We start from the raw sequence: 26,059 nt of genomic DNA, 5'->3' as shown, positions 1-26,059 counted from the left end.
GGAAAGAAATGGAGACTGTTACAGTAATTACAGAAAAAAAAGAAAAAAAGAGCAGAAGCGAATCATCACCATGGCGACAAGCTTTTAAAAAGATAAAGAAAAATAAGATGGCACTTGTAGGGTTTTATGCATTAATTTTTATGTTTTTATTTTGTTTTATCGGTCCGTTCTTTTCTCCATATGCATCAGGGAAAATACAAGTTGCGCTCATTAACAAACCACCTAGTGTTTCTCATTGGCTTGGTACAGATCAATTAGGAAGAGATATTTTAACAAGGCTTATGCAAGCGGGACGTATTTCATTAACCATTGGTTTAGCTTCAATGGTTTTATCGGTTATACTTGGAGCTTTATTAGGAGCGATTGCAGGTTTTTATCGTGGGATTGTGGACAATATTATTATGCGGCTTGCAGATATTTTAATGTCAATGCCAGGATTACCGTTACTTATTATAATGGGTGCGATTTTATCAGAGTGGAAAGTACCGTCTGATTATCGTTTGTATGTCATTATGATTATTTTAAGTCTAGTAGGTTGGCCAGGGCTTGCACGCCTTGTAAGAGGGCAAATTTTATCACTTAGGGAGCAAGCATTTATGCAAGCTGCGGATGTGTTAGGAATAAAAGATTACCGGAAAATTATATATCACTTAATACCTAATGTTTTACCCATTTTAATTGTTGTATCCACATTAGGTGTTGCAGGTTCTATTTTGGGAGAATCCGCACTAAGTTACTTAGGCCTCGGAGTCGTTCCACCTACACCATCATGGGGGAACATGATTAGCGCAGCTAACTCATTAATCGATTTCCAAAAGCGTCCATGGTTATGGATTCCGCCCGGTTTTGCAATCTTTATAACAGTTGTATCAATTAATTTACTTGGTGATGCACTTCGTGATGCGTTAGATCCAAAGATGAGACGGTAGGTGAGAAGATATGAGTAAAGCGGTAGTAGAGCTGAAAGACTTACAAACACATTTTCAAACTGACGAGGGGACAGTAAAGGCTGTGAACCATGTTAGCTTTGCGGTTCGAGAAGGGGAAACAGTTTGTGTAGTAGGAGAATCAGGTTGCGGGAAGAGTGTAACAGCTTTATCTATTATGGGGCTTATTGCTGAATCAGGCAGTGTAGTGGGTGGAGACATTTTATATGAAGGAAAAAGTCTTTTAGGAATGAAAGAGAAAGAACTTCGTAGTTTACGAGGTAATGATATTGCAATGATTTTCCAAGAACCAATGACATCGCTAAACCCCGTCTTCACTGTAGGAGAGCAAATTGTAGAAACGTTAAGGGAGCATGAATTACTTAGTAAAAATGAAGCATATAAGAAGGCAATTGAGTTAATTCGTAAAGTTGGCATAGCCCGCGCTGATGAAATCGTCCATTCTTATCCGCATGAACTGAGCGGCGGGATGTTACAACGTATTATGATTGCTGTTGCACTTAGTTGTAATCCTAAGTTATTAATTGCGGATGAACCAACAACAGCTCTTGATGTTACCATTCAGGCTCAAATATTGGATCTACTAAGACAAGTGAAAGAAGAATTTAAAACGTCGATTTTATTAATTACACATGACTTAGGTGTCGTAGCGGAAATGGCTGATTATGTTGTCGTTATGTATGGCGGGAAAGTTATTGAAGAAGCTCCAGTACTAGAGATATTCCAAAATCCAAAACATCCTTATACGAAAGGATTATTGAAATCAAAACCAGTAATGGGAAAACGAATAGATAAACTATATTCTATTCCAGGGCAAGTTCCGAATTTAGTTGGTTTAGGTGAGTTTTGCTACTTTAGTGGGCGTTGTGAGCATTGTATGGAAATATGTGAAAAAGAAGCTCCAAATCTAAATGTAAATGATGAAAATCATAAAGTAGCTTGCTGGTTATATGAGGAGCGTGCGGAACAATGAGTGAACCATTATTAGAGGTAAAAAACCTAAAGACATATTTTCCAATCAAGGGTGGCGTATTTAGTAGAACAATTGGGCATGTAAAAGCAGTTGATGGAGTAAGTTTTACTATTAATAAAGGTGAAGTGTTTGGTCTCGTTGGCGAATCAGGGAGCGGAAAAACAACAATAGGAAAAACAATTTTACGCCTCGTTCAAAAAACGGAGGGAGAAGTGAAGTTTAAAGGGAAAGATGTTCATTCTTTATCCAAGGATGAATTAAGAAAACATCGCCCTAATATGCAGCTCGTTTTCCAAGATCCATTTAGTTCATTAAATCCGAGAATGAGAATTGGAGAAGCGCTTGGAGAGCCAATGTTGGCCCACGGATTAGCGACGAAAGAAAATGTTCGTGAAAAGGTAATTGAAGTATTGGAGTTATGTGGATTAGCTCCTTATCATATTGACCGGTATCCCCATGAGTTTTCTGGTGGACAACGTCAGCGTATCGTAATCGCAAGAGCTATGGTATTAAATCCAGAATTCATTGTAGCTGATGAACCTGTGGCGGCACTAGATGTATCTATCCAAGCACAAATTATTAATTTATTTAGTGAGTTACAGGAGAAAAAGGGATTATCTTATTTATTCATTTCGCATGATTTAAGTGTAGTAGAACATTTATGTACGAAAATCGGAATTATGTATTTAGGTACGATTGTGGAGACAGCACCGCGTGATGAGTTATTTACCAATCCGCTACATCCTTATACGAAAGCATTGTTATCAGCTGTTCCAATACCAGATCCAACAGTGAAGCGAGAGCGAATTATACTAGAAGGGGATATTCCAAGTCCAGCAAATCCACCTTCGGGCTGTCGTTTTCATACACGTTGCCCATTTGCAACGGATGTTTGTAAAAAAACAGTACCAGAATTCCGTAATGTTGGTGCAGAGCATTTTGTTGCTTGTCATCACGTATAAAAAAGGGACTCTTTCAGAGATTGAAAGAGTCCTTTTTTTATATACTAGATGAAGCTTGTTTCAATACAAATTGCTCGATTGCGTGAGCAACACCATGTTCATTGTTTGTTAGTGTTACAACATCACATAGCTTTTTTACATCTTCTTCAGCGTTGCCCATTGCAACAGATAAGCCTGCTACTTCTAACATTGGTACATCATTAAAATTATCACCAATAGCAACTGTATCTTCAATAGGGATATTAAAATGAGCTGCCATCTGCTGTATCCCGTTTCCTTTATGTCCATTCCTATCCATAATTTCTAAGTTAGTAGGAGCCGATGCTGTAACCATAATATCAGCATCTTCTTGTAATATACTTAATAGCTGTGCGCGATGCGCTGCATTAAACGTTAAAATGAAGAATTTAGATATTTCTAGTTCTTGGTTATTCACAACATCTTCTATTTTTTTGAAATCAGTAATTAGGTTCGATTTCTTTTGCTTTTCTGTAATTCGTTCAAGTTCCTCTAATGTAACATCAAGCGCATGCTTATTTTCTTCGAATGCTTGCATCACTTGATCTTGCCATGTATATGGAGAATAAACTCCTTTATTCGTATATAGCTTATATGGGAAACCTTCAGATTCTAATAATTTTGCAAGTTTGTACACTTTGTCGTTTTGTATACAACGCGAGTTAATTACTTTTCCATCCACATAAACAATAGCCCCATTGCTTGCTCCGACTGGAAGAGATAATTTATATTCTTCCAATAGCTTTAAAGCATCCTCTTTCGCACGACCAGAACAGATCATTACAATATGACCGGCTTCTTGTGCAGTTTGGATTGCTTGTAGGTTTTCTTTGGAGATTTCAAGATTAGATGATAGTAGTGTACCATCCATATCTAATGCGATTAATTTCAAAATGACCACCTCTTTGTTTTTATTATACATAGTTATATAGAGGAAACATATAAACTTATCTTGGAAAGACGGTATTTTATCTCATATTAAAAGTAAGTAAAGATTAGATAGGTTTAGTGGCACTAAATAAACAATTTGTAACAAAAATAGAGAGGAATATGACTACATTTCACTTTATGACTGTAATGTTACACGGATGTTACAAACGTGAACTTAGTGAAAAACGCATTAAATAAAGGTTTTTGAGGGTTATTATAAAAAAACGTAAAAAAGTGTAATAAATTTTACGTAATTATATTGCAACGTAATAATAGTTATGTTACATTAATGTTACAAACGTTACGTTATCAAATTTAATGTAACGTTAACATAAAAACTATGAAATAAACATTTCTTAGAAATTACATATAGATAACTTATAAAAAGGGAGGATAAATGATATGAAAGAGCAAGTATTACAAGTAACAAAAGGTGACTTCGTAGGATCAGCAAGTGGAGCGGTAGTATTAACAGCGTTAATCGTATTTCTATCAAGCGTATTAGTATAATAGAAGCTTTGTAACAAAAGAAAAAAAGGAGGATAAATGATATGAAAGAGCAAGTGTTACAAGTAACAAAAGGTGACTTCGTAGGATCAGCAAGTGGAGCGGTAGTATTAACAGCGTTAATCGTATTTCTATCAAGCGTATTAGTATAATAGAAGCTTTGTAACAAAAGAAAAAAAGGAGGATAAATGATATGAAAGAGCAAGTGTTACAAGTAACAAAAGGTGACTTCGTAGGATCAGCAAGTGGAGCGGTAGTATTAACAGCATTAATCGTATTTTTATCAAGTGTATTAGTATAATAGAAGTTTTAAATCAAACAAAAAAGGAAGGAGAATGAGGGATATGAACAGTGAACAAGTGTTTCAAGTAACAAAAACAGATTTATTAGGATCCTTAGGTGGAGCGGTAATATTAACATCATTTATTCTATTCCTTGCAAATGTATTAGTATGAGATATATAAATACAATCATTCAAAAAAAATAAAGACTCTAACGTATTAGTAAGTAGTTAATATGTTGGAGTCTTTTTTATATTCTTCTTATATACCTTCAAGTATTAAAGTTACCTCATTATCCAGCATTCAATGCTAATTAAACGCTGCGGTTGAAACTTGATTCAACGAATAATCAAAAATCCACTGAATAAAATCCCGCTTTATTTCAAAGAGAAAAAAGTCGAATTTTATATGTAAGAAAAAAAGAGGAATTTGACAGAAAAGATAGAAAATTTTAAAGGTCAGAATTTGTTAGCTTGCTAACTAATTTCTATTAATTAATGTTGGAAGCGTTTTCGGTTGGTTTTAAGTATGGACCATTTAATCTATTTACAGGGGGATGAAGATATTATGAAACAAAAATCTATGGATACGCTAGCTGCACAAATGGAGGACTTTTTTCCAGTACGTGATGTAGATCATTTGGAATTTTACGTAGGGAATGCAAAGCAATCGAGTTATTATCTTGCGAGAGCGTTCGGATTCAAAATTGTGGCTTACTCTGGATTAGAAACTGGAAACCGTGAAAAGGTATCTTATGTTCTTGTGCAAAAAAATATGCGTTTCGTTGTGTCTGGAGCTTTAAGTAGTGAAAATCGTATTGCAGAGTTTGTAAAGACTCATGGTGATGGCGTGAAGGATGTGGCACTACTTGTTGATGATGTTGATAAAGCATACTCAGAAGCAGTGAAACGTGGTGCCGTCGCAATTGCTCCACCACAGGAATTAACAGATGAGGACGGTACATTGAAAAAAGCAGTTATTGGTACGTATGGTGATACAATTCATACGCTTGTAGAGCGTAAAAATTATAAAGGGGCATTTATGCCAGGATTCCAAAAGGTAGAATTTAATATTCCATTTGAAGAGTCTGGTTTAATTGCTGTTGATCATGTAGTTGGTAATGTTGAAAAAATGGAAGAGTGGGTTAGTTATTACGAGAATGTTATGGGCTTTAAACAAATGATTCATTTTGATGATGACGATATTAGTACAGAGTATTCGGCGTTAATGTCGAAAGTTATGACGAATGGAAGTCGTATTAAGTTTCCTATTAACGAACCAGCAGACGGAAAGAGAAAATCACAAATTCAAGAGTATCTAGAATTCTATAATGGAGCTGGTGTACAACATCTTGCTTTATTAACAAGTGATATTGTTAAAACAGTTGAAGCGCTTCGTGCAAATGGGGTGGAGTTTTTAGATACACCTGATACTTATTACGATGAGCTAACTGCACGAGTTGGAAAAATCGATGAAGAAATTGATAAGTTAAAAGAATTAAAGATCTTAGTAGATCGTGATGATGAAGGTTACTTACTACAAATCTTTACGAAACCAATTGTAGATCGTCCGACTTTATTTATTGAAATCATTCAACGTAAAGGTTCTCGTGGATTTGGTGAAGGAAACTTTAAAGCGTTATTCGAATCAATTGAAAGAGAACAAGAGCGTCGCGGAAACTTATAAGATTTGTATCCACCAGCAAAAGTCCCTTTGCTGGTGGAAATTTCATTTTTATAAGGAGGAATCAGGATGAAATTTGTTACATTTCGTCTTCCTTCAAAAGAACTACGGGCTGGATGGCTTGAAGGTGACAAAGTAATAGATATGAATCTTGCTAGTGAAGGGAAAATCCCTTCTTCTATGATGGATTTTTTAGAGAAAGCGGATGAGTATGTAGAAGTAGTGCGGAATATTAAGAATCCAAATAAGGGTATATATGCTTTAGAAGAAGTACAATTGACAGCTGCTCTTCCTAATCCGAGTAGTATTCGAGATTTTTACGCATTTGAACAACATGTAAAAACAGCTCGCGGACGAAGAGGATTAGATGTTGTGCCTGAATGGTATGATATTCCGGTTTTTTATTTTACTAATCATCGTGCTGTAATTGGTTCCGGTGATTTTGTAATTGGTCCGAAAAAGTCTAAAAAGCTTGATTATGAGTTGGAGATTGCTTGCGTAATAGGAAGAGAAGGGCGAAATATCTCTCGAGAGCAAGCAGAGGAATATATTTTTGGTTATTGTATTATGAACGACTGGAGTGCGAGAGACTTACAAGCAACAGAAATGAAAGTAGGTCTCGGTCCAGCGAAAGGAAAAGACTTTGCAACTTCATTAGGAGCGCATCTCGTTACGAAAGAGGAATTAGACGTTTATCGTAATGGTGATCGATATAATTTAGAAATGACTGCTCATGTAAATGGAAAACTATTATCAAAAGGAAACTTCCAAGATATTTACTATACATTTGCTGAAATGATTGAACGTGCTTCAGAGGACGTTACGTTATATCCAGGAGATGTGATTGGTTCTGGGACAGTAGGAACAGGATGTATTTTAGAACTGGGTACAGAAGAGTGGCTACAAGATGGAGATGTTGTAGAACTGTCGATTACTGGTTTAGGTACACTACGTAATACGATCAAAAAAGAAAAGGAAGCGGGTGATGGGCATGTTTTATCGTCACATGGGAGAACTACCTCATAAACGACATGTACAATTTCGTAAAAAAGATGGGTCGCTTTATCGTGAACAGGTAATGGGAACAAAAGGTTTTTCTGGTACGCAGTCTATTTTGTATCATCATTATATGCCAACAGAAGTAGGTCATTCTGCATTATCGCATTCTTGTCAGTTGCAGTATGAAGAGGATGTTGCTCTTTCTCATCGCCACTTTCGAACGAAAGAAAGTAAAAAAAGTGGTGATGCAATAAGTGGACGGAATTTCATACTTGGAAATGAAGATTTGTTAATTGGAGTAGTGAGTCCAACAGAAAAAATGGATTATTTCTATCGTAATGGTGATGGCGATGAAATGTTATTTGTTCATTATGGAACAGGGAAAATTGAAACGATGTTTGGAACGATTCACTATAGAAAAGGCGACTATGTAACGATTCCAATTGGAACGATTTACCGTGTTATTCCAGATGAAGGAGAGACTAAGTTTCTTGTTGTAGAGGCAAATAGCCAAATTACAACGCCGCGTCGTTATCGAAATGAATACGGACAATTGTTAGAGCATAGTCCGTTTTGTGAAAGAGATCTTCGTGGTCCAGAAAAATTAGAGACATATGATGAAAAAGGCGAGTTTGTCGTAATGACAAAATCAAGAGGCTATATGCATAAACATGTTTTAGGACACCACCCGTTAGATGTTGTTGGATGGGATGGCTATTTATATCCGTGGGTATTTAATGTAGAGGATTTTGAACCAATTACAGGGCGCATTCATCAGCCACCGCCAGTACATCAAACATTTGAAGGACATAATTTTGTTATTTGCTCTTTCGTACCACGTTTATACGATTATCATCCAGAGTCAATTCCGGCACCATATTATCATAGTAATGTTAATAGTGATGAAGTTCTTTACTATGTAGAAGGAAACTTTATGAGTCGCAAAGGTGTGGAAGAAGGTTCTATTACACTTCATCCGAGCGGGATTCCTCATGGGCCGCATCCGGGGAAAACAGAGGCAAGTATAGGGAAGAAAGAGACGCTTGAATTAGCTGTTATGATAGACACATTCCGTCCGCTTCGTATTGTAAAACAAGCACATGAAACAGAAGATGAAAAGTATATGTATAGCTGGATTGAACAAGGTTCATATACTGTGAAATAAGTAAAAAAAGGCATGCTCTCAATAAGGGAGCATGCCTTTTTCACGGAATCGACATGTATAATAATACCAAAAAAATAATGGAAAGATATATAGAAAGAATAATAAGGATCGTGCATATTTAGAAGAATTTCTACTTGTTTCGACAAAAGTATTGACTAGGAAAAGCGTAATGAGTAAAATGAAAAAGCGAATTAAAAATTTTCAGAAAATTTAAAACTTGGAGGAGTGAAAGATGAAGCAAATTTTTCAAAAGAAGCCAATTGCAAAGTTAATGCAAGAAAGTAAGCAAAAAACGTTAGCAAGAACATTGGGCGCGCTAGATTTAACTATGCTTGGAATCGGAGCAATTGTTGGAACTGGTATTTTTGTTCTAACGGGTGTTGTGGCAGCGAAACATTCTGGGCCAGCTATTATATTATCATTTGCGATTGCCGCTCTAGCTTGTGCCTTTGCTGCATTTTGTTATGCTGAATTTGCTTCTTCAGTTCCTGTCTCGGGCAGTGTGTATACGTATACATACGCGACGATGGGGGAAGTGTTCGCATTTTTAATTGGCTGGGACTTAATGCTGGAATATTTACTTGCTACATCTGCTGTAGCGAACGGTTGGTCTGCATATTTTCAATCTTTATTAAAGGGGTTTGGAATTCACATTCCGACTATTCTCTCCTCGGCTCCTGGTACAGGAAAGGGTGGAATAATTGATTTACCTGCAGTTCTAATTATTTTAGTGATGACAGTTCTTTTATCTAGGGGTGTTCGTGAAAGTGCACGAGTAAATAACATTATGGTATTTATTAAAATAGCAGTTGTTCTTATTTTTATTTTTGCTGGTTTTAATTATGTGAAACCTGAAAACTGGACGCCTTTTATGCCATTTGGTTTAGATGGTGTAATGGCTGGAGCGGCTACAGTATTCTTCGCATTCATAGGATTTGATGCAGTTTCAACAGCGGCAGAAGAAGTGAAACGTCCGCAACGTGATTTACCAATTGGTATTATTGCATCGTTATTAATTTGTACAGTTCTTTATATTGTTGTTTCGCTTATTTTGACAGGGATTGTTCCATACGGCCAGCTAAATATATCAGATCCAGTTGCTTTTGCACTTCAATTTATTGGACAAGATGGTTTAGCGGGGGTAATTTCAGTAGGAGCAATTACAGGAATTACAACAGTAATGCTAGTTATGATGTATGGGCAAGTTCGGGTTTCTTATGCGATGAGCCGAGATGGTTTACTGCCGAAGCGTCTTGCTAAAGTTCATCCGAAATTTAAAACGCCATTTTTAAATACATGGACAACGGGGATTATTGCGGCACTGATTTCAGGATTAATAGATTTAAATGTTTTAGCACATCTTGTAAATATGGGGACATTGTCAGCATTTGCACTCGTAGCTGTTGCGGTAATCGTAATGAGAAGAACTCATCCAGACTTACCAAGGGCATTTAAGGCTCCGCTTGTACCATTTTTACCAGCATTAACAGTGATTTTCTGTTTATACTTAATGCTTCAATTATCGGGGACAGCGTGGATTAGTTTTGGGATATGGATGGTTATTGGTATAGCGGTTTACTTCTTATATAGCCGAAAACATAGTGCTTTAAATAATAGTAAAAAAGAAGAAGATGTTGCAAATTTATAAGCGGAAAAATCCATTCTAACAGAATTAGAATGGATTTTTTATTTGAAAATTTACATTTTTCTGAACTTATTATAAGATAATTGTTGGCTAACTAAAGGGGTGAAATGATGAAAAATACGTGGCGTGAGTTAAGGGAGATGGACCGTAACGTATGGATTCGATTTATTGGAGAGACGTTAAATGGAATTGCAATGATGATGTTAATGCCTTTTTTTGCATTATATTTAAAAGATAAGGTAGATTCGTTGTTGGAAGTTGGGGTTATTATGGCGCTTTCTCCAATTGCTGCAAGCTTTGGATCACTTATAGGAGGGAGAATTGCTGACATATATGGAAGAAAGCCTATTATGATATTTTCTATGGCAAGTAATGCATTATTAATGCTCGGTTTTCTATTTATAGAAGGATTTATTCCATATGCGATTTTATCTATTTTTTTAGGGTTGAGTAATTCTTTATTTCATCCAGCTGCATCAGCTATGGTCGCAGATGTAACGGCACCAGAAAAAAGAACAGAGGCATATGGTTTATTACGAATGGGACACAATATAGGTGCTGCCATTGGTCCGATAATGGGAGCATCAGTAGTTGTGTTGTCAAAGAACCTTGTGTTTATTATTGCCTCTTCTACAATGCTATTTTATGCGTTACTTGTATTACTTCTTATTCAAGAGACGATGCCAAAGAGGACAGATAAGGAAGAACATAAAGAAAAGGAATCTGGGGCAGTTTGGAAAATTGTAATGCAAGATAAGGCATTAATGATTTACTTATTAGCAGGTATTATCATTTCGATGGGGTTTTCTCAAACCGAAGGCATGTTGCCACTACATTTTGATAATGAAATGAAGCGTATTTTTGGAACGAATAATCCATATCCATATTTAATGGCGTTAAACGGACTATTAGTTGTTTTATTCCAGTTTCAAATTTCAAAATGGGCTACGGATAAACCAGTCGGGAAGACGATGTTATACGGTGCATGTTTATTCGGGATTGGATTATTTTTTATAGGGTGGTTACCGAAGTGGTTTGGAGAATTTAATACAAATGCTACAATTATTTTAATAACACTACTGTTCGTTTATGCTATATATACGTTAGGTGAGATGATTATGTCGCCTGTACAGATGACATTTGTAGCAAATTTGGCCCCTGAGCATTTGAGAGGGACTTACATGGGAGCTGCAAGTTTGCAGTGGATTACAGGAAGCGCATTTGGTCCACTTTTGGGAGGTTTTTTATTAGATCGATTACTTGGTCACTTTCTATTTACAATTTTAGCTGTAGGATGTGTAGTTGCAGGTATTGTATATGTTTCTTTAGATCGCCTTGTGGAGCAAAGGCAAAAAGACACACTGACCAAACAATCGTCTTAGTGAATAGGTGACATACACAAAAAAGGGGATTTCTACATATTTTAGGTACATAACTAGATTAGATTGCCATTTTATTTTGTGTAGCTATATAGAAAATGAAATGAAAAACCAATAAGTGATGTTATTTAATTATTTATGGAAGTTACATTTTATTTCAAATAGGAACTACCTATTTTTATAAAAAGTGCTAAAATAGAAAAATGAAAACAATTGGTTAGGGTGATTTCATTGACGAAAATTAAATTAGGTTTATTATATGGTGGAAAATCAGCTGAGCATCAAGTTTCGCTACAGACGGCTCTTGCTGCTATTAAAGCGTTAAATCAAGATAAATTCGAGATTCATCCAATTTATATTACAGAACAAGGTCAATGGGTACGCGGTGAGCGTATTGAAGGTGAAGTAACAGATGTTGAAGCTTTAAAAATGAGCGGTGCAGAAAATGCGATTTCTCCGTTATCATTAAGTACAGAAATTATCCCATCTGCAGCTTCTGAGGAGAACGCTATTGACGTTATTTTCCCATTACTACATGGACCAAACGGTGAAGATGGAACGGTTCAAGGACTATTAGAATTAATGAATATCCCTTATGTAGGAAATGGTGTTCTAGCATCATCTGCTGGTATGGATAAAGTTGTTATGAAAAACATCTTTGCAGAGGCTGGTTTAAAACAAGCAAAATATGCATCCTTTATTCGTAGTGCATGGGAAAAAAATCGTGAGGAAGCTTATTCTAAAGTAGAAGATAAGTTAGGATATCCTTGCTTCGTAAAACCAGCAAACCTTGGTTCAAGTGTTGGTATTAATAAGTGTAAAAATCGTGAAGAACTTGAGGATGCATTTGTAGAGGCATTCCAATTTGATCGCAAAATTATTGTAGAAGAAAATATTGTAGGTCGTGAAGTAGAAGTTGGGGTACTAGGTAATGATGAGCCGAAATGTTCAGTTGTAGGTGAAATCGTTCCGAAAAAGGACTTCTATGATTATAAGTCGAAATATATCGATGGTGATACGGCGCTAATTATTCCAGCTGAAATGACAGAAGAAGAATCTAATGTAATTAAGCGTGATGCGATTATTGCATTCCAATCATTAGACGGTGCAGGTTTAACGCGAGCTGATTTCTTCTTAACGAAAGATGGAGAAGTGTATATTAACGAAGTAAACACAATGCCAGGATTTACACCGTTCAGTATGTTCCCTCTATTATGGCAACATACTGGGTTACCGTATCCAGAATTAATTGAAGAGCTAATTCGTTTAGCGATTGAACGTCACGAAGAAAAACAAAAAATTAAATATACAATCTAACAAAAAGGAGGAAGCACTATTCATAGGAATAGTGCTTCCTCTATGTAAGGAGCGTTTCTATATGATAAAGCGAATGTTAAAGCAAGTGGAACAGATGGTAAATGGTACTGGATTAGAAGAGCAATATGAGGGAATTACTATTCAAGGCGTGTCTATTGATACGAGAAAAATTGAAAAAGGAAACTTGTATGTTCCGATTCAAGGGGAGCGCTTCGATGGACATGCTTTTGTAGATAAAGCTGTTGAAAATGGAGCTGTGGCTACATTATGGATGAAAGATGTAGCGAATCCACCTGAGAATCTTCCGGTTATTTTTGTGGAAGACACGCTATCGGCATTGCAAATGTTAGCGAAAAATTATCGCGATCAATTGGATGTTAAAGTTGTAGGTGTAACGGGTAGTAACGGTAAAACATCTACGAAAGATATTGTAACAAGTCTTCTTGCGACTAAATTCAAAGTGCAAAAAACAGAAGGGAACTTCAATAACCATATCGGATTACCTCTTACCATTTTAAACTTAGAAGAAAATACAGAAGTAGCAGTATTAGAGATGGGTATGTCAAGCCGAGGCGAAATTGAATTCTTATCTAAGTTAGCTCGTCCTAATGCAGCTATCATTACGAATATTGGTGAGGCACATTTAATGGATTTAGGATCTCGTGAGGCAATTGCTGAAGCGAAATTAGAAATTGTTACAGGGTTACAAGAAGGTGGCGTGTTCGTATATAACGGAGATGAGCCTTTATTAACGAATCGTGTTCCTGAAATGAATTTAGCAGCAGAAACGGTTACGTTTGGTGATGCAAGAGCAAACGATTATTATCCAACGACTGTAACATTACAAGCAACTGGGACACATTTCAAAATGAATAGAGATGAAAATATTTCATTCTACTTACCGGTGTTAGGAAAACATAATGTGTATAATACACTTGCTTCAATGGCAATTGCGAAACATTTTGGTGTAACGTGGGAAGAGATGAAAGAAGGTTTAGTAACACTTCAAATGACGGGCATGCGTATGGAAATTGTGAAAACAAATAGTGGTTTAACAATTATCAACGATGCTTATAATGCAAGTCCGACGGCTATGGAAGCAGCGTTCCATTTAATGAATGGTTTAGATGGTTTTGCTAAAAAAATCGTTGTGCTTGGTGATATGTTAGAACTTGGAGATCAAGAAGTGCAGTTCCATTATGAGGTAGGAAAATTAATCGATCCAGCAAAAATCTCGCATGTATTCACATACGGTAGATTAGGGGCTCAAATTGCTGAAGGAGCGAAAATTAATTTCCCTAATGAACGTGTAAAGGCGTATGATAATAAAGAAGAGTTAGTAAAAGATTTACAAGCAGTAGTCGATGTGAAAGATGTTGTATTAATAAAAGCATCTCGCGGTATGAAGTTAGAAGAAGTAATTACGATGTTGAAATAATTGGTGTATATAAATAGGGATGATAGTTACGAAAATAGAAGAAACTTATAATAAGCGCTTACAGTAAATATAAAAAAATAAAAGTGAAGAAAAAAACTCTGAATATGAAAATAAGGTAACAGTTGGGTTTGCTTTTTACACATACAAAACTTATAATTGATAAAGTGTAATAACGTTTAGAAGTATTTTCGCGAAGAATATACGCCCGTTTATATACGTGAGCATTCAGGAAAAGGGCTTTTCCGCAAATTCGGAAAACGCCTTTTTTTAAATGATAAGTATAGGATAGAAAAGGAGAAGTAACATTGACAACATTTCGAGAATTAGGATTAAGTGAATCTTTACTGCAATCTGTTGAAAGTATGGGCTTTGAAGAGGCTACGCCGATTCAAGCTGAAACAATTCCACATGCATTGCAAGGTAAAGATATTATTGGGCAAGCGCAAACAGGTACAGGGAAAACAGCAGCATTCGGATTACCACTATTAGATAAAGTGGATACAAATAAAGAAGCAGTTCAAGGTATTGTTATCGCACCAACGCGTGAATTAGCAATTCAAGTTGGAGAAGAGCTATACAAAATTGGTAAACATAAACGCGTTCGTATTTTACCAATCTATGGTGGTCAAGATATTAACCGCCAAATTCGTGCTCTAAAAAAACACCCACACATTATTGTTGGTACGCCGGGTCGTATTTTAGATCATATTAACCGTAAAACACTTCGCTTACAAAATGTAGAGACTGTTGTTCTTGACGAAGCGGATGAAATGTTAAACATGGGCTTCATTGAAGATATTGAAGCAATTTTAACAGATGTGCCAGAAACACATCAAACATTACTATTCTCAGCGACAATGCCAGATCCAATCCGTCGTATTGCTGAGCGTTTCATGACTGAGCCTCAACACATTAAAGTAAAAGCAAAAGAAGTAACAATGCCAAACATTCAGCAGTTCTATTTAGAAGTGCAAGAAAAGAAAAAGTTTGACGTGTTAACACGCTTGCTAGATATTCAATCTCCAGAGCTTGCAATCGTATTCGGTCGTACAAAACGTCGTGTTGATGAATTATCAGAAGCGTTAAACTTACGTGGTTATGCAGCAGAAGGTATTCACGGTGACTTAACACAAGCGAAACGTATGTCTGTATTACGTAAATTTAAAGAAGGTGCTATTGAAGTTCTTGTTGCAACAGATGTTGCTGCACGTGGTCTTGATATTTCAGGTGTAACACACGTATATAACTTCGATATCCCACAAGATCCAGAATCATACGTTCACCGTATCGGTCGTACTGGCCGTGCAGGTAAAAAAGGTATTGCAATGTTATTTGTAACACCACGTGAATCAGGGCAATTAAAAAATATCGAGCGCACAACAAAACGTAAAGTTGATCGTATGGAAGCACCGACACTTGACGAAGCATTAGAAGGTCAACAACGTTTAATCGCTGAAAAACTTCAAAGCACAATTCAAAATGAAAATTTATCATACTACAAGCGTATTGCAGAAGAAATGTTAGAAGAGAACGACTCTGTAACAGTAGTAGCTGCTGCTTTAAAAATGATGACAAAAGAGCCGGATACAACTCCAATCGCTTTAACATCAGAACCACCAGTTGTTGCAAGAGGTGGCGGTTCTAAAAAACGCGGCGGTAACGGAGGCGGATACCGTGATGGTAACCGTAATCGTAGTCGTGATGGACGCGGCGGTGGCGATGGACGTAATCGTGACCGTAACCGTGATGGAAACCGTGATCGCAATCGTGATGGTAACCGCGATCGTAATCGTGATGGTGGTAGTCGTGGTCGTAGAGGTGAAGGCCAAGGTCGCCCTGGTTCTTCAAATGGACGCGGCGAAAGAAAACATCATAGCCGTCCACAAGCTTAATAAAAAAAGAGAATGCCCTTTGCGGGCATTCTCTTTTTTTATTTCTATAATTGTGCATACTACATAATAGTTATGATAGAAAAGGGGCTGTTATATGCTTGTAAGGCTTGGTTACGTTGCGATGAGTGTACATTTGAAGAATGCATCTCCATCTCAAACGATGACGTATGCACAGTTTCAGAAATTAGATGATCGTGCTGCTGCAATTCGTAAACTTGAAAGAATTGCTAATTCCAATTTAGAAAATTGTTTACGTTTATTAAAGCATAATAAAGGGCATGACATATCTTTCTTTCGGCTCAGTTCAAAGCTCATTCCTTTAGCGAATCATGAGGAATTGCTAGAGTGGAACTATATTCGTCCTTTAAAAGAAAATTTAAAAAAACTAGGTGAATATGCAGTTCATATGAATATGAGAATTGATTTCCATCCAGATCATTTTGTTGTACTAAATTCACCTGAGGAGAGTGTTTTTAAACAATCTGTAAAAACATTGCAGATGCACAAAAAATTATTAAAAGGCATGGGGATTGAACATAAGCAACGATGTGTACTGCATGTTGGAGGAGGATATAAAGATAAAGAACTTGCATTAGAGCGCTTTATAGAGAATTGGTCGAATGTCCCAAGGAGTATTCAAGAAATGATTATATTAGAAAATGATGATACAACCTTTACGTTAGAGGAAACATTATATTTAGGAGAAAAATTAGATATTCCCGTCGTATTTGACTTGCATCACCATATGATGAATAATGAGCAAGAAGATTGGTATGAAGATTGGGCACGTGTCGTTCATACGTGGGAAACGTCTTTGTTGCCGGTTAAAATGCATATCTCTAGCCCTAGAGAGGGAAAAGATCCAAGAGCTCATGCAGATTATATTAATGTAGAGGCATTTTTATCTTTTTTAAGAAGGATAAAGGGAAGTGTTCCGCAAATTGATTGTATGATTGAGGCGAAGATGAAGGATGAGTCTTTATTTCAATTAATGAGAGATTTAAGTGAACAAGTAGATGTAGAAATTATCGATGGTGCAAGCTTTTATATTAAATAAGCTTTGCACCATCGTTTTTTTTGGTTAAAAAAGGGGTTAAAATGCCACCGGTTATTAAACCTGTTAAATGACTTATCGGATTGGCAGAAGGGTTAAAGAAAGTAAATAGCAGTAATAGAAGAATCATAATTGAGAAAATGGCAATTTCTTTTGGTTTTGAAGAGCGGTATCGATTGTACAATAAAAATAACTGTGCACCTAATAGTCCGAAAATACCACCTGATGCACCTGCGTGAATATATTCAAGCGGCATAATAATATAAGAAGAAATATTTCCGGAAATTCCAGAGAGAAAAAATAGAATAAAAAAAGAAAAGTGTCCGAGTTGCTTTTCAATAGAGGAACCAAGAGCAAACAAAAAAATACTATTAGAAAGAAAATGTTGTAAGTCTACGTGTACGAGAAGAGAAGTTATGACACGCCACCATTCTCCTTTAGCGATATATTCATTAGAGGCTGCCAGTGGTAAGAGAAAAAAGTCGCCTAATATCATCATGACTAAATGAATAAGAAGTAAGGTAAGAATAGTCGGTTGTAAAGAAATATGAGTGGATCTTATTAGCATACGGTTACTTTCACCCCTTTTGCATCAGAAAGATTCTCTGTTATTCTTATAAATATGAAAGAAGAAAGTTAAATAGAAGAAGGGGATTTCGAAATGATTATAGGGATTGGTATCGATATTATTGAATTAAATCGTATTGAAAAAATGCTAGATGGAAAGCTTAAATTTATGGAACGTATTTTAACGGAAAATGAACGTAATGTTGCTATGGAGCTGAAAGGAAGTCGCCTTACAGAGTTTGTAGCTGGAAGGTTTGCAGCGAAAGAGGCGTATTCAAAAGCTGTAGGTACTGGTATCGGAAAAGAAGTGAGTTTTTTAGATATTGAAGTGAAAAATGATGAAAGAGGTAAGCCAATTCTGATTACAAGTACAGAGTATATTGTTCATTTATCAATTAGTCATAGTAAGGAATTTGCTGTTGCTCAAGTTGTTTTAGAAAGCTCGTCACGCTAGTCTGCATATTTTATATCTTTGTCTCATATATTTGAGGTAGCGATAAGGAAGGTACATCTTCCATTCATTTATAGGGGCAAAGGGGCTGAATTGATGAAAAGGCGTCTGTTTTTAGTTCTTGTCGGTTTGTTGACCGTTTTTGTGTTGGCGGGTTGTATGGAAAAGAAGCAAGATGATGTCGTGAGAGATTTAGAATCAAAAGTAAAAGGGATGAAAAGTTATCAAGCTGAGGCAAAATTATCTATTAAAACAGGCAATGAGCCTCAAGAGTATAACGTAGAGATTTGGCATAAGGAACCGTCTTTTTATCGTGTGAATTTAAAAAATGCAAAAAAAGATCAGAGCCAAATTATTTTGAGAAATGAAGAAGGTGTATTTGTATTAACGCCAGCACTTAATAAGAGCTTCCGTTTTCAAAGTGATTGGCCGCAAAATAGTAGCCAGGCTTATTTATATGAATCACTTGTAAGAGATATTTTGCAGGACAAGAAAAACCTTACTTTTGAGAAAACAGATAAGTATTATATTTTTAAAACAAAAACAAACTATCAACATCAAAATATGTTGCCGAGACAAGAGATTACATTAAATAAGAGCGACTTGACTCCAGTTTCAGTGAAGTTAATGGATAATGATCAAAATGTTCTTGTGAAAGTAGATTTCTCTAAAGTGAAATTCGATGCGAAATTTGATAAAGGTGCATTTGATACGAAACAAAATATGTCTAGAGCACAGGTAGATGTTCAAACAACAGCGAAAGAAGACAAACCGTTTGCTATTTTGTATCCACTTGATACACCACAAGGTATGACTCTGCAAGATGAAAAAGAGTTGAAGACAGACAGTGGCAAGCGTGCGATACTCACATACACTGGAAATAAGAAATCCTTTACTTTAATACAAGAAAAGGCAAAAGTTGCAGAGGCATCATCAGCGGTAAGTGTAAGTGGAGAACCAGTTGATCTTGGGTTTACGATTGGTGCATTAACGAAAGACTCTGTAACGTGGTCGCATAACGGAGTAGAATATATGCTCGTGTCTAAAGGTTTAGAGCAGAAGGAGCTGTTAATGGTTGCTCGTTCGGTTACAGCGAAGCAGGTGAAGTAAACTTCTTAGACGTGGTGATATATGTGCACCACGTCTTTTCTTAGTTTGAAGGTGGATTTCATAAAAGAAGCATATAAAAGAATAAGCTTCGCATATCGTGTATAAGGAAGTGTATTTATGGAAGAAGCACCATTTTACCGTGACACTTGGGTGGAAGTGGATTTAGATGCCATTTATAACAACGTTACACATATTAAAGAGTTCATCCCAAGTAATGTAGAGATTTTTGCTGTAGTTAAAGCAAACGCATATGGGCACGATTATGTACCAGTGGCTAAAACGGCATTAGAAGCAGGTGCAACGAGGTTAGCTGTTGCTTTTTTAGATGAAGCTTTAGTGCTTCGGAGGGCTGGTATTACTGAGCCGATTTTAGTGTTAGGTCCCTCGCCGCCGCGTGATGTAAATGTAGCTGCTGAAAATGATGTAGCGCTAACTGTTTTTCAAAAAGAATGGGTGGACGAAGCAATTAAACTTTGGGATGGTTCATCTGTAATGAAATTCCATATTAACTTTGATAGTGGTATGGGGAGAATTGGAATACGTGAAAGAAAAGAGCTAAAAGAATTTTTAAAGAGTTTAGAGGGTGCACCGTTTTTAGAGTTAGAAGGAGTATACACGCATTTTGCAACGGCAGATGAGGTTGAGACTTCGTATTTTGATAAGCAATATAACACGTTCTTAGAGCAGTTAAGTTGGTTGAAAGAATTCGGAGTGGATCCTAAGTTTGTTCATACAGCTAATAGTGCTGCGACGTTACGTTTTCAAGGGATTACATTTAATGCAGTGCGAATTGGGATTGCAATGTATGGATTATCTCCTTCTGTAGAAATACGTCCTTTTTTACCATTTGAATTAGAACCAGCGCTATCACTTCATACGAAAGTCGCTCATATTAAACAGGTAATTAAAGGTGATGGAATTAGTTATAACGTCACCTACCGAACGAAAACGGAAGAATGGATTGCGACTGTAGCGATTGGCTATGCAGATGGGTGGCTTAGAAGGTTGCAAGGATTTGAAGTGCTTATAAATGGTAAAAGGGTACCGATTGTAGGGCGAGTAACAATGGATCAGTTCATGATTCATCTTCCTTGTGAAGTGCCACTTGGTACGAAAGTTACGCTTATTGGAAGGCAAGGAGATGAGTATATTAGCGCTACAGAGGTTGCGGAATACTCAGGGACTATTAATTATGAAATTATTGCAACGATCAGTTTCCGTGTGCCAAGAATATTTATACGGAATGGTAAGATTGTAGAGATAATTAATTACTTGAACAATATATAGAAGGTAGTATGATTGCTTCTTGTCATTGGAGTGACTGTTCATTGCTGGATAATAAGCTCTTTTTGATGAGAAGCTTTTTACTTATAATCATTTTTTATATAAGTTGCACGTAAGTTTTGAAGAGGAGTTCTATTGTTTTTAGTTAGTTATGAGATAAAAAATTTAAGAAGATGAATGTTTTGTTTGTGAATTGGAAAACATAAGCAAGGAATAAGGAAGTCTTTGCAACAGGCTCCATACAATGGTATTATTACAATAGGTGTCATATATATATTTGGGTGTGTAGTTGACGGTGGAGGTGTATTTTTGTGTCCGAATCAAGTGTAACTACTGAAATCGTGGTTCGGTTGCCAAAGCAAATGGTAACGGAATTGGACGGAATTGGAAAACAAGAGAATAAGAATCGCCATGAACTAATTTGCCAGGCAACACAATTGTTATTGCGTCAACATAAGACGAAGAAACGCTACCAACATGAATCAATGCGACGTGGGTACATTGAAATGGGAAAAATTAATCTTGGTATTGCATCTGAAGCTTTCTTAGCAGAGTATGAAGCAGCTCATACAGTAGAACGCTTAGTTAGCGGGGGGTAATATTTTGATTGTAAAACGCGGCGACGTGTATTTTGCAGACCTTTCCCCAGTTGTTGGTTCTGAGCAAGGAGGCGTTCGTCCGGTTCTTGTCATTCAAAATGACATCGGAAATCGTTTTAGTCCAACGGTGATTGTAGCGGCTATTACTGCACAGATTCAAAAAGCAAAATTACCCACTCATGTGGAAATTGATGCGAAAAAGTATGGTTTTGAGAGAGATTCTGTTATTTTACTTGAGCAGATTCGAACAATCGATAAGCAACGCTTAACGGACAAAATCACTCATTTGGATGAAGTGATGATGAGTCGTGTAGATGAAGCGTTACAGATTAGTTTAGGACTAATAGATTTTTAAATCGGCAGTTTAAGTTGCTCTCTTTGAAGGGCAACTTTTTTTATTATAGAGGAGGTTACGGTTGTATATGGAAATGGTAGATAATCGACAAGCGTTAATGAAAATGTTAGTGAAAGAATTAGGCTTTACCGAAAAGCAAGTTCGTCATGTTATTCAATTAACAGAAGAAGGTAACACAGTTCCATTTATTGCTCGTTACCGAAAAGAATGGACAGGCTCTTTAGATGAGGTGCAGATTCGTACGATTTTAGAGAGATGGCAATATATGATGCAACTTGAAGATAGGAAGGAAGAAGTTCTTCGTCTTATTGATGAGAAGGGGAAACTGACAGAAGAGCTACGACAGCAAATTGTTAAAGCTACAAAGTTGCAAGAAGTAGAAGATCTATATCGTCCATATAAAGAGAAAAGAAGAACGAAAGCGACAATTGCTAAAGAAAAAGGATTAGAACCATTAGCTGAATGGTTATTGTTATATAAGAAAGAAGATCCGGCTAAAAAGGCAGTGGAATTTATTAATGTAGAGAAAGAAGTGCAATCTGCAGAAGAAGCTTTACAAGGTGCACAAGACATTATTGCAGAAATGGTTTCAGATGAAGCTGCGTATCGTAGCTGGATTCGAAATGTTACTTTTAGAAAAGGTGTTATGTCTTCGTCCGTGAAAGATGAAGAAAAAGATGAAAAGAATATATATGAAATGTATTACAGTTATGAAGAACCATTGCAAAAAGTAGTACCACATCGTGTATTAGCAATGAATCGTGGCGAGAAAGAAGATATATTGAGAGTTGCTGTTGTTCCGCCAGTAGATGAAATAGTAACTTTCTTAAATAAGAAAGTAATTCGTAATAACGATTCGAAAAGTGCACATTATGTACAATTAGCGATTGAAGATGGTTATAAACGATTAATTCAATCTTCAATCGAAAGAGAAATTCGTAAAGAATTAACAGAAACAGCTGAAGAACAAGCGATACATATTTTCTCTGAGAACTTACGTAACTTATTATTACAACCTCCGATGAAAGGGAAAGTCGTGCTAGCGGTAGATCCGGCATATAGAACTGGTTGTAAATTGTCTGTAGTAGATGATACGGGGAAAGTACTACATATCGATGTTATTTATCCGCATCCACCTGTTCGTAAATATGATGATGCAAAAACGAAAGTTCTTTCTATTATAGATAAATATCAAGTTGAAATGATTGCAATTGGTAATGGGACAGCATCTAGAGAAACAGAAGAGTTTATAGTAGATGTATTACAAAGTGTGAACCGAGATGTCTTTTATATTATTGTAAATGAAGCGGGTGCTAGTGTATATTCAGCTTCTGATTTAGCCCGTGAGGAATTCCCAAATTTACAAGTTGAAGAGAGAAGTGCCGTTTCTATTGGAAGACGTCTGCAAGATCCACTTGCTGAACTTGTGAAAATTGATCCTAAATCAGTTGGGGTTGGACAATACCAACATGATGTATCTCAAAAGAGACTGAATGAGTCATTAACATTTGTAGTAGAAACAGCTGTTAACCAAGTTGGGGTTAATGTAAATACGGCTTCGGTTGCATTGTTACAATATGTTTCAGGTTTATCGAAAACTGTTGCGAAAAATATTGTGGCAAAGAGAGAAGAAGATGGGAAATTCACGAAGCGCACGGAATTAAAGAAAATCCCGCGTTTAGGTGCAAAGACGTATGAACAATGTATAGGTTTCTTACGTATACTAGAAGGAGCGAATCCATTAGATCGAACAGGTATTCATCCAGAGCAATATAAAAATGTTGAATTGTTATTGAAGAGTCTAGGGTTATCGATAGATGACGTAGGACAACCGCAATTACAAAAGAGATTGGAAGAAGTAGAGATTTCTAAGTTATCTCAAGAAACAGGAGTTGGGGAGCCGACGTTAGTTGATATTATAGATGCGCTTATTAGTCCAGAAAGAGATATGAGGGATGAGTTGCCTAAACCACTTCTGAAAAAAGGGATTTTGAAATTAGAAGATTTAAAACGTGGTATGGAACTAGAAGGAACAGTTCGTAACGTTGTTGATTTTGGTGCTTTTGTTGATGTTGGCGTAAAGCAAGATGGTTTAGTACATATTTCTAAACTTAGCAAACAGTTTGTAAAGCATCCGTTAGATGTTGTATCAGTAGGGCAAATTGTAAAAGTATGGGTAGATGATATTGATACAAAAAAAGGACGCGTTGCACTATCTATGTTGCCGATTGAATAGTAAGAGAAGAGAGCAGATGAAACTGCTCTTTTTTTATGGAATAAAAAGTGTAATGGATTATGAGCTTTGATGTATTTTGCTATAATAAAACCAGCATTCATTTAATAATTTAATTTGATACCGGTTTTTTTCGAAATATGCACGTTGCATTTGTTTTTTTAGCCACGTAGGCATAGGAATCCCTCCTTGTTTAATCCTGCTCTCAAAAATCTAAAATGCTATTGATGAGAGGTTGGTGAGTGGATTTCTATTCATGTTTTGTTTTTAGAAACCACGCTTCTTACATGAGGATGGGTATATGTACTATTTAATATATGTATAAGAAGGGAGAAAAGTGTAAAAATATTTTTTTGTTTAGGAGGAATGAGAGTGGATGAGCAAGAAATTCAGCGACTAGTGGAAGAAGTGTCACTACAATACTTTGAGATGCCGTTCTTACATAAAGCAGTGTTTAATAATAGATTACGTACAACTGGTGGGCGTTATTTATTGAAGAGTCATAATATCGAACTGAATTATCGATATTACGAAGTGTATGGTGAAGAAGAGTTAGTCGGGATTATTAAACATGAGCTTTGTCATTATCACTTACATATTGCAGGAAGAGGGTATAAGCACAGGGACAGGGATTTTCGTGAGTTGTTAAAGAAAGTTGATGCACCACGTTTTTGTAAACAAATGATTAATGAAGAGAAGGAAAAAAAGATTTATAAGTATGAATGTATGGAGTGTTCACTTCAATATGTAAGAAGGCGTCAAATAAATACAAAAAGATATGTCTGTGGAAAGTGTAAAGGGAAACTCAAACCGATATCGAAAACATCTTGACAGTAAAAACGCAATCCAGTATATTATAAACATGTCACGTTTGAACAAGATGTTGTTAAAAACTTCTTGACTTACAGAGAGAATTTTTATAAGATACAAATTGTCTTCATTATTCCGCAGTAGCTCAGTGGTAGAGCTATCGGCTGTTAACCGATCGGTCGTAGGTTCGAGTCCTACCTGCGGAGCCATACAGAGAAGTACCCAAGTGGCTCAAGGGGCTCCCCTGCTAAGGGAGTAGATCGCTAACGCGGTGCGAGGGTTCGAATCCCTTCTTCTCTGCCATACATATTGGCCCGTTGGTCAAGTGGTTAAGACACCGCCCTTTCACGGCGGTAACACGGGTTCGAATCCCGTACGGGTCACCACTTTTGGAGGATTAGCTCAGCTGGGAGAGCACCTGCCTTACAAGCAGGGGGTCGGCGGTTCGATCCCGTCATCCTCCACCATATAATTTTATATGAATAGTATTGTCGCGGGGTGGAGCAGCACGGTAGCTCGTCGGGCTCATAACCCGAAGGTCGCAGGTTCAAATCCTGTCCCCGCAACCAAATGGTCCCGTGGTGTAGTGGTTAACATGCCTGCCTGTCACGCAGGAGATCGCCGGTTCGACCCCGGTCGGGACCGCCATTTTAACTTCTGCTATATAGCAGTTGTTTTTTATTGGACATTATGGTACAATAACATTTGTCTTTGAAAAGAAGATAATTATTTCGATGGGCTATAGCCAAGCGGTAAGGCAACGGACTTTGACTCCGTCATGCGCTGGTTCGAATCCAGCTAGCCCAGCCATTTACGAGCCATTAGCTCAGTTGGTAGAGCATCTGACTTTTAATCAGAGGGTCGAAGGTTCGAGTCCTTCATGGCTCACTTTTGTTTTTTCCGCGCGGTCGTGGCGGAACGGCAGACGCGCTAGGTTGAGGGCCTAGTGGGGGAAACCCCGTGGAGGTTCAAGTCCTCTCGGCCGCATCAAAAAAATCTTAAAAAAAATACTTGCATTTGAAAATGTAGTATGGTAAGATAATTGAGTCGCCAAATTACAACGACGAAAAAACATCATGAATAAGCGCCCGTAGCTCAATTGGATAGAGCGTTTGACTACGGATCAAGAGGTTAGGGGTTCGACTCCTCTCGGGCGCGCCAATTACGGGAAGTGGCTCAGCTTGGTAGAGCACCTGGTTTGGGACCAGGGGGTCGCAGGTTCAAATCCTGTCTTCCCGACCACGCGGGTGTAGTTTAGTGGTAAAACAAGAGCCTTCCAAGCTCTGGTCGAGAGTTCGATTCTCTTCACCCGCTTTTAGTTCTTTGAAAACTGAACGAAACAAACAACGTGAAACGTCAATTTTTATTTTAGATGCTAGACAAACTAACTTTATTGGAGAGTTTGATCCTGGCTCAGGATGAACGCTGGCGGCGTGCCTAATACATGCAAGTCGAGCGAA

The 26,059-nt window shown here is 37.0% G+C and carries 26 protein-coding genes, 12 tRNA genes and 1 rRNA gene; 36 read left to right on the top strand and 3 right to left on the bottom strand.

Going from position 1 to position 26,059, the window contains the following annotated elements:
- The first annotated feature begins 8 nt into the window (after window positions 1–8).
- The 3 genes from opp4C to EBQ15_RS27595 are packed head-to-tail and all read left to right on the top strand — an operon-like array spanning window position 9 to window position 2,882.
- Complete coding sequence (gene opp4C, locus EBQ15_RS27605; protein ID WP_000451080.1) at window positions 9–929, top strand: oligopeptide ABC transporter permease; 921 nt, start codon at window positions 9–11, stop codon at window positions 927–929.
- A 10-nt stretch (window positions 930–939) separates the two neighbouring features.
- Complete coding sequence (locus EBQ15_RS27600) at window positions 940–1,920, top strand: ABC transporter ATP-binding protein (protein ID WP_000030767.1); 981 nt, start codon at window positions 940–942, stop codon at window positions 1,918–1,920.
- Complete coding sequence (locus EBQ15_RS27595; RefSeq protein ID WP_001294519.1) at window positions 1,917–2,882, top strand: ABC transporter ATP-binding protein; 966 nt, start codon at window positions 1,917–1,919, stop codon at window positions 2,880–2,882. Before EBQ15_RS27600 ends, EBQ15_RS27595 begins: the two co-directional genes overlap by 4 nt.
- A gap of 37 nt (window positions 2,883–2,919) precedes the next feature.
- On the opposite strand, the gene EBQ15_RS27590 is transcribed toward EBQ15_RS27595, so the two are convergent.
- The gene (locus EBQ15_RS27590) at window positions 2,920–3,792 is read right to left on the bottom strand and encodes a Cof-type HAD-IIB family hydrolase (RefSeq protein ID WP_000766423.1); all 873 of its coding nucleotides are present in this window, start codon (window positions 3,790–3,792) and stop codon (window positions 2,920–2,922) included.
- 440 nt (window positions 3,793–4,232) lie between these two features.
- Between EBQ15_RS27590 and EBQ15_RS27585 the strand changes: the two genes are divergently transcribed.
- The 13 genes from EBQ15_RS27585 (at window position 4,233) to uvsE (ending at window position 17,193) form a co-directional block, all read left to right on the top strand.
- Window positions 4,233–4,340 carry a DUF3948 family protein gene (locus tag EBQ15_RS27585; RefSeq protein ID WP_000664237.1) on the top strand — a complete coding sequence of 36 codons (108 nt, stop codon included), beginning with the start codon at window positions 4,233–4,235 and terminating at the stop codon, window positions 4,338–4,340.
- Between the two features lie 41 nt (window positions 4,341–4,381).
- Window positions 4,382–4,489 (top strand): DUF3948 family protein, encoded by a 108-nt coding sequence (locus EBQ15_RS27580; protein WP_000664237.1) that lies wholly within the window; start codon window positions 4,382–4,384, stop codon window positions 4,487–4,489.
- Window positions 4,490–4,530: 41 nt separating this feature from the next.
- Complete coding sequence (locus EBQ15_RS27575; RefSeq protein WP_000664237.1) at window positions 4,531–4,638, top strand: DUF3948 family protein; 108 nt, start codon at window positions 4,531–4,533, stop codon at window positions 4,636–4,638.
- A gap of 43 nt (window positions 4,639–4,681) precedes the next feature.
- A complete protein-coding gene (locus EBQ15_RS27570; RefSeq protein ID WP_001083690.1) occupies window positions 4,682–4,792 on the top strand; it encodes a DUF3948 family protein in 111 nt (36 codons plus the stop codon).
- Between the two features lie 393 nt (window positions 4,793–5,185).
- Window positions 5,186–6,304 (top strand): 4-hydroxyphenylpyruvate dioxygenase, encoded by a 1,119-nt coding sequence (gene hppD / locus EBQ15_RS27565; RefSeq protein ID WP_000810922.1) that lies wholly within the window; start codon window positions 5,186–5,188, stop codon window positions 6,302–6,304.
- A gap of 66 nt (window positions 6,305–6,370) precedes the next feature.
- Window positions 6,371–7,327 (top strand): fumarylacetoacetate hydrolase family protein, encoded by a 957-nt coding sequence (locus EBQ15_RS27560; protein WP_000674007.1) that lies wholly within the window; start codon window positions 6,371–6,373, stop codon window positions 7,325–7,327.
- The gene (locus EBQ15_RS27555) at window positions 7,293–8,465 is read left to right on the top strand and encodes a homogentisate 1,2-dioxygenase (protein ID WP_013141710.1); all 1,173 of its coding nucleotides are present in this window, start codon (window positions 7,293–7,295) and stop codon (window positions 8,463–8,465) included. Before EBQ15_RS27560 ends, EBQ15_RS27555 begins: the two co-directional genes overlap by 35 nt.
- Before the next feature lie 232 nt (window positions 8,466–8,697).
- Complete coding sequence (gene bcaP / locus EBQ15_RS27550; protein WP_000809361.1) at window positions 8,698–10,113, top strand: branched-chain amino acid transporter BcaP; 1,416 nt, start codon at window positions 8,698–8,700, stop codon at window positions 10,111–10,113.
- A 107-nt stretch (window positions 10,114–10,220) separates the two neighbouring features.
- Window positions 10,221–11,492, top strand: a complete 1,272-nt coding sequence (locus EBQ15_RS27545) for an MDR family MFS transporter (protein ID WP_000799719.1) — start codon at window positions 10,221–10,223, stop codon at window positions 11,490–11,492.
- Window positions 11,493–11,720: 228 nt separating this feature from the next.
- Entirely contained in the window at window positions 11,721–12,806 is a 1,086-nt protein-coding gene (locus EBQ15_RS27540) for a D-alanine--D-alanine ligase (protein WP_000161427.1), read from the top strand.
- A 61-nt stretch (window positions 12,807–12,867) separates the two neighbouring features.
- A complete protein-coding gene (gene murF / locus EBQ15_RS27535; RefSeq protein WP_000595970.1) occupies window positions 12,868–14,244 on the top strand; it encodes a UDP-N-acetylmuramoyl-tripeptide--D-alanyl-D-alanine ligase in 1,377 nt (458 codons plus the stop codon).
- A gap of 305 nt (window positions 14,245–14,549) precedes the next feature.
- Window positions 14,550–16,136, top strand: coding sequence for a degradosome RNA helicase CshA (gene cshA / locus EBQ15_RS27530; protein WP_000206600.1), 1,587 nt, complete (start codon window positions 14,550–14,552; stop codon window positions 16,134–16,136).
- Between the two features lie 94 nt (window positions 16,137–16,230).
- Window positions 16,231–17,193, top strand: coding sequence for a UV DNA damage repair endonuclease UvsE (gene uvsE / locus EBQ15_RS27525; RefSeq protein ID WP_000961162.1), 963 nt, complete (start codon window positions 16,231–16,233; stop codon window positions 17,191–17,193).
- Here uvsE and EBQ15_RS27520 read toward each other — a convergent pair.
- Window positions 17,186–17,758 carry a rhomboid family intramembrane serine protease gene (locus EBQ15_RS27520; protein ID WP_000908523.1) on the bottom strand — a complete coding sequence of 191 codons (573 nt, stop codon included), beginning with the start codon at window positions 17,756–17,758 and terminating at the stop codon, window positions 17,186–17,188. The genes uvsE and EBQ15_RS27520 overlap by 8 nt on opposite strands.
- 93 nt (window positions 17,759–17,851) lie before the next feature.
- Between EBQ15_RS27520 and acpS the strand changes: the two genes are divergently transcribed.
- From acpS to EBQ15_RS27490, 6 genes are all read left to right on the top strand, one after another.
- Entirely contained in the window at window positions 17,852–18,211 is a 360-nt protein-coding gene (acpS, locus tag EBQ15_RS27515; protein WP_000583417.1) for a holo-ACP synthase, read from the top strand.
- Between the two features lie 156 nt (window positions 18,212–18,367).
- A complete protein-coding gene (locus tag EBQ15_RS27510; RefSeq protein ID WP_001998927.1) occupies window positions 18,368–19,318 on the top strand; it encodes a LolA family protein in 951 nt (316 codons plus the stop codon).
- Window positions 19,319–19,435: 117 nt separating this feature from the next.
- A complete protein-coding gene (gene alr / locus EBQ15_RS27505; protein ID WP_000390614.1) occupies window positions 19,436–20,605 on the top strand; it encodes an alanine racemase in 1,170 nt (389 codons plus the stop codon).
- Between the two features lie 308 nt (window positions 20,606–20,913).
- The gene (locus EBQ15_RS27500) at window positions 20,914–21,201 is read left to right on the top strand and encodes an antitoxin EndoAI (RefSeq protein ID WP_000004570.1); all 288 of its coding nucleotides are present in this window, start codon (window positions 20,914–20,916) and stop codon (window positions 21,199–21,201) included.
- 4 nt (window positions 21,202–21,205) lie between these two features.
- On the top strand, window positions 21,206–21,556 hold the full coding sequence (gene ndoA / locus EBQ15_RS27495; RefSeq protein ID WP_000635965.1) for a type II toxin-antitoxin system endoribonuclease NdoA: 351 nt from the start codon (window positions 21,206–21,208) through the stop codon (window positions 21,554–21,556).
- A 67-nt stretch (window positions 21,557–21,623) separates the two neighbouring features.
- The gene (locus tag EBQ15_RS27490; RefSeq protein WP_000426240.1) at window positions 21,624–23,792 is read left to right on the top strand and encodes a Tex family protein; all 2,169 of its coding nucleotides are present in this window, start codon (window positions 21,624–21,626) and stop codon (window positions 23,790–23,792) included.
- A 57-nt stretch (window positions 23,793–23,849) separates the two neighbouring features.
- Here the strand turns inward: EBQ15_RS27490 and cmpA are convergent, their stop codons facing one another.
- Window positions 23,850–23,966 (bottom strand): cortex morphogenetic protein CmpA, encoded by a 117-nt coding sequence (gene cmpA / locus EBQ15_RS27485; RefSeq protein WP_001143642.1) that lies wholly within the window; start codon window positions 23,964–23,966, stop codon window positions 23,850–23,852.
- A 195-nt stretch (window positions 23,967–24,161) separates the two neighbouring features.
- Between cmpA and EBQ15_RS27480 the strand changes: the two genes are divergently transcribed.
- The 14 genes from EBQ15_RS27480 to EBQ15_RS27415 form a co-directional block, all read left to right on the top strand.
- Window positions 24,162–24,620, top strand: coding sequence for a SprT family protein (locus EBQ15_RS27480; RefSeq protein WP_000344235.1), 459 nt, complete (start codon window positions 24,162–24,164; stop codon window positions 24,618–24,620).
- Window positions 24,621–24,733: 113 nt separating this feature from the next.
- A tRNA-Asn gene (locus EBQ15_RS27475) sits at window positions 24,734–24,808 on the top strand.
- 3 nt (window positions 24,809–24,811) lie between these two features.
- Window positions 24,812–24,902 (top strand) — tRNA-Ser (locus EBQ15_RS27470).
- Between the two features lie 8 nt (window positions 24,903–24,910).
- Window positions 24,911–24,985 (top strand) — tRNA-Glu (locus EBQ15_RS27465).
- A gap of 5 nt (window positions 24,986–24,990) precedes the next feature.
- A tRNA-Val gene (locus EBQ15_RS27460) sits at window positions 24,991–25,066 on the top strand.
- 25 nt (window positions 25,067–25,091) lie between these two features.
- A tRNA-Met gene (locus tag EBQ15_RS27455) sits at window positions 25,092–25,168 on the top strand.
- A 3-nt stretch (window positions 25,169–25,171) separates the two neighbouring features.
- Window positions 25,172–25,247: transfer RNA gene (locus tag EBQ15_RS27450), tRNA-Asp, on the top strand.
- 87 nt (window positions 25,248–25,334) lie between these two features.
- Window positions 25,335–25,409, top strand: a tRNA-Gln gene (locus EBQ15_RS27445).
- Window positions 25,410–25,414: 5 nt separating this feature from the next.
- Window positions 25,415–25,487 (top strand) — tRNA-Lys (locus EBQ15_RS27440).
- A 16-nt stretch (window positions 25,488–25,503) separates the two neighbouring features.
- Window positions 25,504–25,586 (top strand) — tRNA-Leu (locus tag EBQ15_RS27435).
- Window positions 25,587–25,683: 97 nt separating this feature from the next.
- A tRNA-Arg gene (locus tag EBQ15_RS27430) sits at window positions 25,684–25,760 on the top strand.
- A gap of 4 nt (window positions 25,761–25,764) precedes the next feature.
- Window positions 25,765–25,841, top strand: a tRNA-Pro gene (locus EBQ15_RS27425).
- A 1-nt stretch (window position 25,842) separates the two neighbouring features.
- Window positions 25,843–25,913: transfer RNA gene (locus tag EBQ15_RS27420), tRNA-Gly, on the top strand.
- Between the two features lie 76 nt (window positions 25,914–25,989).
- Window positions 25,990–26,059, top strand: a 16S ribosomal RNA gene (locus EBQ15_RS27415); the annotation flags it as partial.

This window comes from Bacillus sp. 2D03 (assembly GCF_003946765.1).
GTDB classification, from domain to species: Bacteria; Bacillota; Bacilli; order Bacillales; family Bacillaceae_G; genus Bacillus_A; species Bacillus_A cereus.
The sequence above is the reverse complement of the archived record's forward strand: the minus strand, read 5'-3'. Positions and strand labels throughout refer to the sequence as shown.

Coding starts and splice junctions, on each gene's coding strand:
- uvsE (WP_000961162.1), top strand. CDS start 16,231: ATGCTTGTAAGGCTTGGTTACGTTGCGATGAGTGTACATTTGAAGAAT.
- opp4C (WP_000451080.1), top strand. CDS start 9: ATGGAGACTGTTACAGTAATTACAGAAAAAAAAGAAAAAAAGAGCAGA.
- cmpA (WP_001143642.1), bottom strand. CDS start 23,966: ATGCCTACGTGGCTAAAAAAACAAATGCAACGTGCATATTTCGAAAAA.
- bcaP (WP_000809361.1), top strand. CDS start 8,698: ATGAAGCAAATTTTTCAAAAGAAGCCAATTGCAAAGTTAATGCAAGAA.
- murF (WP_000595970.1), top strand. CDS start 12,868: ATGATAAAGCGAATGTTAAAGCAAGTGGAACAGATGGTAAATGGTACT.
- EBQ15_RS27575 (WP_000664237.1), top strand. CDS start 4,531: ATGAAAGAGCAAGTGTTACAAGTAACAAAAGGTGACTTCGTAGGATCA.
- EBQ15_RS27580 (WP_000664237.1), top strand. CDS start 4,382: ATGAAAGAGCAAGTGTTACAAGTAACAAAAGGTGACTTCGTAGGATCA.
- hppD (WP_000810922.1), top strand. CDS start 5,186: ATGAAACAAAAATCTATGGATACGCTAGCTGCACAAATGGAGGACTTT.
- EBQ15_RS27555 (WP_013141710.1), top strand. CDS start 7,293: ATGTTTTATCGTCACATGGGAGAACTACCTCATAAACGACATGTACAA.
- EBQ15_RS27595 (WP_001294519.1), top strand. CDS start 1,917: ATGAGTGAACCATTATTAGAGGTAAAAAACCTAAAGACATATTTTCCA.
- EBQ15_RS27560 (WP_000674007.1), top strand. CDS start 6,371: ATGAAATTTGTTACATTTCGTCTTCCTTCAAAAGAACTACGGGCTGGA.
- EBQ15_RS27570 (WP_001083690.1), top strand. CDS start 4,682: ATGAACAGTGAACAAGTGTTTCAAGTAACAAAAACAGATTTATTAGGA.
- EBQ15_RS27490 (WP_000426240.1), top strand. CDS start 21,624: ATGGAAATGGTAGATAATCGACAAGCGTTAATGAAAATGTTAGTGAAA.
- EBQ15_RS27510 (WP_001998927.1), top strand. CDS start 18,368: ATGGAAAAGAAGCAAGATGATGTCGTGAGAGATTTAGAATCAAAAGTA.
- acpS (WP_000583417.1), top strand. CDS start 17,852: ATGATTATAGGGATTGGTATCGATATTATTGAATTAAATCGTATTGAA.
- EBQ15_RS27585 (WP_000664237.1), top strand. CDS start 4,233: ATGAAAGAGCAAGTATTACAAGTAACAAAAGGTGACTTCGTAGGATCA.
- EBQ15_RS27545 (WP_000799719.1), top strand. CDS start 10,221: ATGAAAAATACGTGGCGTGAGTTAAGGGAGATGGACCGTAACGTATGG.
- alr (WP_000390614.1), top strand. CDS start 19,436: ATGGAAGAAGCACCATTTTACCGTGACACTTGGGTGGAAGTGGATTTA.
- EBQ15_RS27600 (WP_000030767.1), top strand. CDS start 940: ATGAGTAAAGCGGTAGTAGAGCTGAAAGACTTACAAACACATTTTCAA.
- EBQ15_RS27520 (WP_000908523.1), bottom strand. CDS start 17,758: ATGCTAATAAGATCCACTCATATTTCTTTACAACCGACTATTCTTACC.